At 34.7% G+C, this 1,846-nt stretch carries 1 protein-coding gene; it reads right to left on the bottom strand.

Annotated elements, in window-relative coordinates:
• A partial coding sequence (locus ABJI11_RS08255; RefSeq protein ID WP_348351134.1) for a TonB-dependent receptor occupies positions 1 to 1,846 on the bottom strand: 1,846 nt, incomplete at both ends.

Below are 1,846 nucleotides of genomic sequence, written 5' to 3'. Positions count from 1 at the left end.
GTGTTGTTAGAAAGCGTATGTAAAAATTGGTAAGAATTATTGAGACTTGCTTTAACAGAAAAATCAGGAGTGAACAAATACCTAGCTGAAACTCTAGCTTCTGGACCGCCATAGGTTTTTATATTTTCACCACTTGAATACGCTATGGTATCTTGAACTGTAGATTCATTTTTTGGCATACCTTCTTCGTAGGTTCTTTGGGTAGCTTCACCTAAAGCGGCAAAAAATGCATATCTCACCCCTAAATTGACAGATAGTTTATCATTAACGGTTATTTCGTCTCCAATAAAAAGTGCAGCTTCAACCGCTTGCTCCTTATCAATTAAAAGTTCATTTATATCAGATTCGCTACCATCTGGTTTAATACTCCCTGGATTAACAGAGTAATACTTGGCAGAAGCACCATAATCTAGCTTGTTTTTATCGTTGAGAACTGTGCCAAGCTTATATTTTAATTCAGTTTCGTTGATGCTGTAATCTAAATTAAAATCGGTATTTGATTCGCCATCAAAATCAATTCCAAATCCATAATTACTATTATCAACAATTAAGGCGCTACTGGTTTTATCACTCATTCTGTGATCCCAGCGCAAAGAGAAAAGGCGGTTGTCATAATTGTATAAAGAATCTGATGTAATACTAAAGGCATCTCTACTGTAATAAGCTGTTGCTTTTACCTCATTTTTATCATTTATTTTATTGTGATATTTAACGATACCGTCAAAGAAAGAGGCGTTACTATTACTTAATGATTCATCATCTAAAGACTTTAAAATCCAGTTTGCATAAGCACCTCTACCACCAATAACAAGTGAAGATTTTTCTTTTTCTAGCGGAATTTCCAATGCCAAGTTAGCTGTAACCGGACCAATAGACCCCTCACCAGAAAATTTTTCTACATTTCCGTTTTTTGTTCTTATATCAAAAACTGAGGATATTCTTCCGCCAAATTCAACTGGTATAGCTCCTTTATAAATGTCCACACCTTTTGTCGTAAATGGATTTAGTGCTTGAAAGATTCCGAAAAAGTGTTGTGGGTTGTATATAACGGCATCGTCTAACAACACTAGGTTTTGGTCTGTTTTGCCACCACGTACATTTAAACCCATAGCGCCTTCTCCGGCAGATGAAATACCTGGTAATGCTTTGGCAACTGAAAGAATATCTCTTTCACCTAATACTAAAGGAATATTTTTAGATTCTTCAGAATCTATTTGTTCACTTCCCGTAATTGCTTCTTCGACATTTTTAAATGCATCTGCTTCTACAACTACTTCATCTAATTGCTGTAAACCCTCTTCCATTAATAAATCTAAATTACCATTGTTGAACATGATAACTTCACGATCTGTAGTGGCAATACCCATTGCTCGTAAACTAAGTTCATTATAACCTGCAGGTAATTGTAAACTGTAATTACCATTAGCGTCTGTAACCGTAATTTGATTAGATTCTTTTAAACGTATGGCTAAATCTTGAATAGCTTCTCCTGTTTTTGAATTGATTGCCCTTCCTTGAAGTCTATAGGTCTCTTGTAAATTACTTGGGTCACTTTTGCCAACCTTGGCAACGTTATAATTACGAGCAGTTTTGATATTGGTTGTATAAAATGTAGGTTGAGGTGCTTTTGTTTGTGAAAGACTATTGTTTTTAGTAATGGCTTCGTAACCAAAAAAGCCATTAGGTAGTTGGTCATAAACTATGGTGTTCTCTAAAAGAATTATACGTTTTTGAGTTTCTAAAATGTAATAATTCAACGAAGTGTCTGCAAGAATTGAATCTAAGACATTGTTTAGATTGTCATTTTCAAATTTAGTTGAAATGGTAATACCTTCTGTCCACGGTT

The organism is Maribacter sp. (assembly GCF_039968975.1).
Classification (GTDB): domain Bacteria; phylum Bacteroidota; class Bacteroidia; order Flavobacteriales; family Flavobacteriaceae; genus Maribacter.
Note: the sequence above shows the minus strand (reverse complement) of the source record. Positions and strands in the feature narration are given on the sequence as shown.